The organism is Stenotrophomonas sp. STEN009 (assembly GCF_056760395.1).
This window is the reverse complement of sequence record NZ_JBRRES010000045.1, coordinates 21,993-28,352: the sequence shown is the minus strand read 5'-3', so window position 1 is coordinate 28,352 and position 6,360 is coordinate 21,993. Positions and strand designations below refer to the sequence as shown.

The window sequence follows — 6,360 nt, the reverse complement described above, 5'->3', positions numbered from 1 at the left end:
TCGTGCCGGTGTGGGCCCTGGCCGCCGGGGCGGCCGGGGGCGGCGGGGCGCGGCGGGCGGCCCCGTGCCGGGGGGGGGCGCGCGCCCCCCCCCCCCCGGCTCCGTTCAGGGCAGCTCGGTGCGCACCCGCGCGAACCGGCGCAGGTCATGCAGGGTGCCGCGCTTGTAGATGGCGCAGCGCTCCACGCCCTCTTCCTGGAAACCGTTCTTTTCCAGCACCCGGGCCGACCCCAGATTGAAGTCCACCACGGTGGCCTGAAGCCTGAACAGGCGCAGTTCGTCCATCACCCACGGCGCGAAGACGCCCACCACGCGGGTCATGATGCCCCGCCCCCAGTACGCCCGACCAAGCCAGTAGCCCAGCTCGCCGGTATGCCCACGCTCGGCCACGCCCGGCTGGGCACCGATGCTGCCGCAGGCCTGGCCGTCGATCTCGATGGCCAGTGCCAGGGTGCCCGGGGTCAACACGCGACCGGCAAGGAACGCCTCACCGTCCTCACGTGTGTAGGGGTAGGGGAAGCGATCGCGCAGGCCGCGTGACACCTCGGCATCGTTGGCATGACGCAGCAGCGATTCGAGGTCGCCGCCGCGCCATGGACGCAGCTGGAAACCGTCGCCGCGCAGCACTGGGGTCGGGGCCCTTTCCTGCGGGGAAAGGGATCCGCCCCCGTCGGCGCGACGGTCAGGCATGCCCGCCCACCGAGGGCGACGCTGCTTCCTGCTTTTCCAGCTCGCGCTTCACTGCTTCCGGCGAGCGCGTGTACGGGGCCAGGCGTGCGTAGAACGCCGGCACCACGAACAGCGACAGGAAGGTGGACAGGGTGACGCCGAAGATGATCACGATACCGATCGTGCCACGGCTCGCCGAACCCGGTCCACCGGCCACCACCAGCGGAATCGCGCCGACCACGGTGGCGATGGACGTCATCAGGATCGGACGCAGGCGCACCATCGATGATTCGATGATGGCCTCGCGCACGCTGCGGCCGTCGTCACGCAGCTGGTTGGCGAACTCGACGATCAGGATGCCGTTCTTCGCCGCCAGGCCGACCAGCATCACGATGCCGATCTGGCTGAACAGGTTCACTGTGCCCCCGCTCAACCACAGGCCGACCAGCGCGCCGAGCACGCCCAGCGGTACCGTCAGCATGATCGTCAGCGGATGGATGAAGCTCTCGAACTGTGCGGCCAGCACCAGGTACACCACCAGCAGGGCCATGGCGAAGGTCAGCAGGACCGCACCGCCCGCGCTCTGGTACTCGCGCGACTCGCCCTTCCAGTTCACCTGCGCGTACTGCGGCAGCTCCTCGCGCGCGACGTTCTGTGCCCAGGCAATGGCCTCGCCCAACGGGTAGCCCGGCGCAAGGCCTGCGCTGATGGTGATCGAGCGCAGGCGGTTGAAGCGGTTCAAGGTGCCTGCCTCGGCAACCTCGCTCAGGGTGACCAGGTTCGACAAGGGCACCAGCTCACCGGAGGTGGCACGCACGCGGATCGCGGCCAGATCGGCCGGCGTGGCGCGTCCGTCGCGGCCCGCCTGGACCAGCACGTCGTACTCTTCGCCGTTGTCGACGAAGGTGGTGACGCGACGCGAGCCCATCATCGTTTCCAGCGCCGAGCCGATTGCGGTGACCGGCACGCCCAGGTCGGCCGCGCGCTGGCGGTCGATGTTCACCCGCATCTGCGGGCGGGTTTCCTTGTAGTCCGAGTCGGGGCCGACCAGGCCGGGATTGTCGGCCATGCGCAGCAGGATGCGGTCGCGCCACTGCGCGATCTCGGCGTACTCCGGGCCTCCCAGCACGATCTGGAAGGGCTGGCCGCCGCTGCGGACCAGGCCACCGCCGACCTGCGTGCGCACGCGCACGCCCTGGATGGTGTCCAGCTCCTTCTGCAGCTCATTGGCGACCTCCGGGGTGCCTTCGCTGCGCTGGCGCCACGGCTGCAGGAAGATGCTCACCCGGCCGGTGTGCATTTCCTCGCTTGCGCCCCAGCCACCGGGCACGCGCGGGTTGGCGCGCACGATCGGCTTGTCCGCTCCGACGTGGGGCGCCAGCATCGCTTCGACCTGCTGCACCTGCTGCACGGTGTAGTCGTAGCCTGCGCCTTCCGGGCCGTCGATCATGATCTGGAACGAGCCACGGTCTTCGGCTGGCGCCAGTTCCGAGGGCAGCACCTTGATCAGCAGCCAGCTGGCAGCCAATGCCGCCGCCATCACCAGCAGGTAGATCCAGGTGCGATCGACGTGGCGCTGCAGGATGCGGCCATAGGTGCCGGCCAGCCGCTCCAGGTTGCGGTTGACGAAGCCATGCAGGCCACGCGGCGCCTGCCCGGTATGCGGCTTGAGCAGTTTGGAGGCCATCATCGGTGTCAGCGTCAACGCCACGAACGCGGACAGCGCCACGGCCGCGGCCAGCGCCACCGCCAGCTCGCGGAACAGGCGTCCGGTGTTGCCCTCGAGGAAACCGACCGGCAGGAACACCGCCACCAGCACCGCGGTGGTCGCGATCACCGCGAAGGCCACCTGCGCGGTACCGCGCTTGGACGCCACCAGCGGCGGCTCACCCAGATCGATCCGGCGCTGCACGTTCTCCACCACCACGATCGCATCGTCGACCACCAGGCCGATGCACAGCACCAGCGCCAGCAATGTCAGCAGGTTGATCGAGAAATCGAACGCGTACAGTGCGATGAATGCGGCCACCAGGCACACCGGTACCGTCACGGCCGGAATCAGTGCTGCGCGGAAGCTGCCGAGGAACAGCCAGATCACCGCCAGCACCAGGATCATCGCCTCCACCAATGTGGCATAGACGCGATCGACGGCCGCTTCGATGAAGGTGGTGTTGTCGAAGGCAACGAAGATCTGCGTGCCCTTGGGCAGCGTCAACGCGACCCGCTCGGCTTCGGCGCGCGCGGTGCGCGCGACGTCCAGCGAGTTCGCGGTGGAGGTCTTGACGATGCCCAGGCCGATGCCCGGCTCGCCATTGCTGCGGTAATAGGCGCGGCGCTCGGCCGACGCCAGCTCGATCTTCGCCACGTCGCCCATGCGCACGACGTAACCGTCGCTGCCCTTGCCCAGCGGGATGGTCGCGAAGTCTTCGGGCTTGATGTAATTGCGTTCCACGCGCAGGGTGAAATCGCGGTCGGTGGATTCGATGCGCCCGGCGGGCAGTTCCACGTTCTCGTTGCGCAGCGCGGTTTCCACATCACCGGTGGTCAGTCCACGCGCAGCCAGCTGATCGCGGTCCAGCCAGATGCGCATCGCATAGCGCTGGCGACCACCGATACGGACCTGGGCGACGCCATCGAGGCTGGAAAAGCGGTCGACCACATAGCGGTCGGCGTAGTCGCTCAGCTCCAGCGTATCCATGGTCGAGGAGACCATGTTGAACCAGATGATCGGATCGGCATCGCTCTCGACCTTGGCGATCTCCGGCGGGCGTGCCTCTTCCGGCATGCGGTCGGCAACCCGGCTGACGGCATCGCGCACGTCATTGGCCGCGGCCTCGATATCGCGGTTGGAGGTGAACTCGATGCTGACCTGCGAGCGGCCGTTGGTGCTGCGCGCGTTGATGGTATCGATGCCTTCGATGCCGGCGAGCGCATCTTCCAGCACCTGGGTGATCCGGCTTTCGATGACCGCTGCCGAGGCACCGGTGTAGTCGACCGAGACCGACACGATGGGCGGGTCGATGGCCGGCAGTTCGCGCAGCGTGAGGCGGGTGAAGGACATGATGCCCAGCACCAGCAGCAGCAGGCTCATCACTACGGCGAACACCGGCCGCTGGATGGAAACGTCGGACAGCTTCATCCGCCGTGTTCCTCGGTCGCGACCGGCGCAGGCGCATCGGCAGGCTTGGCACCGCTGGCCGGCGCCGCATCACGGGCGGCCACCTTCAGACCCGGGCGCAGCTTGCCGGTGCCGTCGACCACGATGCGCTGACCGGCGGCCAGCCCCTGCTTGATCTCGACCACGCCGGCACGGCGCGCGCCGGTGACCACGTCCACGCGCTCGACGCTGTCGTCCGCGCCGATGCGGTACACGAAACTGTCACGGCCCACCTGCACCACCGCGATCTCCGGGATCACCAGCGCCGGGCGCTCGGGGCGGAACAGGCGCACATCGAGCAGCATGCCCGGGCGCAGCGCATGGTCGGCGTTGGCGAAGTCGGCCCGCACGGTCACCGCGCGGGTGGCCGGGTCGATACGTGCATCGATGGTGGTGACCTCTCCTTCGAACGTGCGCCCCGGCCACGCGACGCTGGTCGCGCTGACCTTGTCGCCCGCCGAAAGCGCGGCCAGTTCCACTTCCGGCACCTGGAAATCGACGTGCATGCGCTCGATGTCGTCCAGGGTGGCAATCACCGTGGTCGGCGTCAGCAGCGTGCCAGGGCTGACCTGGCGGATACCCAGCACACCTGCGAACGGCGCACGCACACGACGGTCGCCGATGTCGGCCTGCATCTGCGCGACACGGGCCTCGGCGGCATCGCGGATCGACTTCTGCGTATCCAGCGTGGCGCTGGACACCAACCGCTGCGTGGCCAGTTCGCGCTGCCGGCGGTACAGCTGGTCGGCCTCGTGGAAGGTGGCCTGCGCCTGCACCAGCGCCGCTTCCTGGGCCTGGCCACGCAGAGTCACGATCGGCGCACCCGCAGCGATCTGCTGGCCGCTTTCGAAGTGCACCTTCTCAACGATCTCACTGACCTTGGCGGTGACGCTGATCGACTCCCGCGCCTTGGCCGTACCCAGCGCCTGCAGGGTGTCGTTCCATTGCGTGGGCTGCACGATCTGCGCGGTGACCGGCACCGCTTCCCCCTGCCGTCGCGCGGCGGCCTCCTGTTTGCCTGCGCACCCGGCCAGGACGGCCAGGCTGAGGCCAAGGGCCAGGGTCGAAGCGATACGAGCCAACATGAACGGTCCTGATTGATCCACGGCCGCCGAGTGTAGGCATCCCCCCGCGAAGGCGGTATATGCCAAGCGTTTACCGGCGTGGAACCGGCGTCGCGATAGCGGCCTGAACCCGTTCCATGCAAGGGTCTGTGCGGCGGTGTCGGCGTATGTCGGGATGTATCCGGGCGACCGCTGGGCGTGCTGCTGCCGTAGAGTCGGACAGGTCCGGCGGAGGGCGTCGGACCGGGTCGGATCCTGGCGGGGATCCGATCCGGTTGTTCCTCTCCGCGACCGATCCATCGGGGCCTGGCCGCGTTGTTGCTGTTGCGACAGTTCTTCGCAGGTGCAGGGCGCAGCCCTGCCCGAGCATCCTCACACCGTGATGGTCTGGGTCAGCGATTCCCAGGTCGGCGGCAGCGGCCACGCGGCCACCTGGTTGCCGTCCAGTACCCGGCGCAGGTCCCGCGGATCGATCTGCGGCGCCAACACATGCACCAGCTCCAGCGCATAATCACGCAGCACGCGGTCACGCGGCAGCACCGCCCAGGCGATGCACTCGGCGATCGGAGCGGGTGCCGGCCATGCCTTGAGGTCTTCGTCGAGGGAACTGACCGCCATTTCGGCCAGCAGGCCCACACCCAGGCCGGTACGGACATAGGTCTTGATCAGATCGGCGTCCAGCGCAGTCAGCGCCAGATCCGGAACCAGCCCGTTGGCAGCAAAGGCACGCTGCAGCGACGAGTTCGGGCGCGTGGACGATTCATAGCTGATCAGGGGCTGGCGGGCGAGCGCCGCCAGGTCCGGTGCGCGGCCCGCGCGATCCAGCGGATGGCCCTTGGGCACCACCACCAGCCGCCGCCAGCGGAACAACGGTACGGCGATGCCATCGCCAGGCTCCCCACCGGCCGTACTGATGATGGCGATGTCCGCATCACCCTGGTTCAACCGATCCAGCGCATCGGCTTCGGCGGCCTGCTGCAGGTGCACGCTGACCTGCGGATACGCCTGCTTGATCGCCGCCACCGCCGGCGGCAGCACGAAGCGCGCCTGGGTATGGGTGGTGGTCAGGATCAGCTGGCCCTGGCTTTCGCGGCGCTGGTTGGCCGCGTAGGTGCGAATGTTGTTGGCCTCGGCCAGCACGGCGCGCGCGCGGGAGATCACCTCGGTACCGGCCGGGGTAACGGACTCCAGGCTGCGACCCTTGCGTACGAACAACAGGAAGCCCAGCTCGTCCTCCAGCTGCTTGAGCTGCTTGGACAGGCCGGGTTGGGTGGCGTGCACGCGCGAGGCAGCCAGCGTGATGTTCAGCTCGGCGTCGGCGATGGCGACCAGATAGCGCAGCTGGGTCAGCGTCATGGGCGGGCAGGCAGCAGGGGCGGAGGTCCACTCTAGGGTCAATTGCCGTCACCAGCTTATAACCAAAGGTTGTTTAAGAAAGGCATCTGGTCATTTCCGGGCGTCATATGCCGG

The 6,360-nt window shown here is 68.3% G+C and carries 4 protein-coding genes; all 4 read right to left on the bottom strand.

All coding sequences use genetic code 11. From position 1 onward, the window contains the following. Positions 1-105: 105 nt before the first annotated feature. The 4 genes from ACVOMM_RS16805 to ACVOMM_RS16790 all read right to left on the bottom strand — a co-directional run bounded on the left by ACVOMM_RS16805 (position 106) and on the right by ACVOMM_RS16790 (position 6,246). Complete coding sequence (locus tag ACVOMM_RS16805) at positions 106-690, bottom strand: GNAT family N-acetyltransferase (RefSeq protein ID WP_481526523.1); 585 nt, start codon at positions 688-690, stop codon at positions 106-108. Continuing rightward, entirely contained in the window at positions 683-3,808 is a 3,126-nt protein-coding gene (locus ACVOMM_RS16800) for an efflux RND transporter permease subunit (protein ID WP_481526522.1), read from the bottom strand. Before ACVOMM_RS16800 ends, ACVOMM_RS16805 begins: the two co-directional genes overlap by 8 nt. Next, the gene (locus ACVOMM_RS16795; RefSeq protein WP_065181660.1) at positions 3,805-4,911 is read right to left on the bottom strand and encodes an efflux RND transporter periplasmic adaptor subunit; all 1,107 of its coding nucleotides are present in this window, start codon (positions 4,909-4,911) and stop codon (positions 3,805-3,807) included. Before ACVOMM_RS16795 ends, ACVOMM_RS16800 begins: the two co-directional genes overlap by 4 nt. 351 nt (positions 4,912-5,262) lie before the next feature. Then, positions 5,263-6,246 carry a LysR family transcriptional regulator gene (locus tag ACVOMM_RS16790; RefSeq protein ID WP_053517088.1) on the bottom strand — a complete coding sequence of 328 codons (984 nt, stop codon included), beginning with the start codon at positions 6,244-6,246 and terminating at the stop codon, positions 5,263-5,265. Between the last annotated feature and the right edge of the window lie 114 nt (positions 6,247-6,360).

Bases quoted from the DNA above. Each gene is read 5' to 3' on its own strand.
- ACVOMM_RS16805 (WP_481526523.1), bottom strand. From the start codon at position 690: ATGCCTGACCGTCGCGCCGACGGGGGCGGATCCCTTTCCCCGCAGGAA.
- ACVOMM_RS16800 (WP_481526522.1), bottom strand. From the start codon at position 3,808: ATGAAGCTGTCCGACGTTTCCATCCAGCGGCCGGTGTTCGCCGTAGTG.
- ACVOMM_RS16795 (WP_065181660.1), bottom strand. From the start codon at position 4,911: ATGTTGGCTCGTATCGCTTCGACCCTGGCCCTTGGCCTCAGCCTGGCC.
- ACVOMM_RS16790 (WP_053517088.1), bottom strand. From the start codon at position 6,246: ATGACGCTGACCCAGCTGCGCTATCTGGTCGCCATCGCCGACGCCGAG.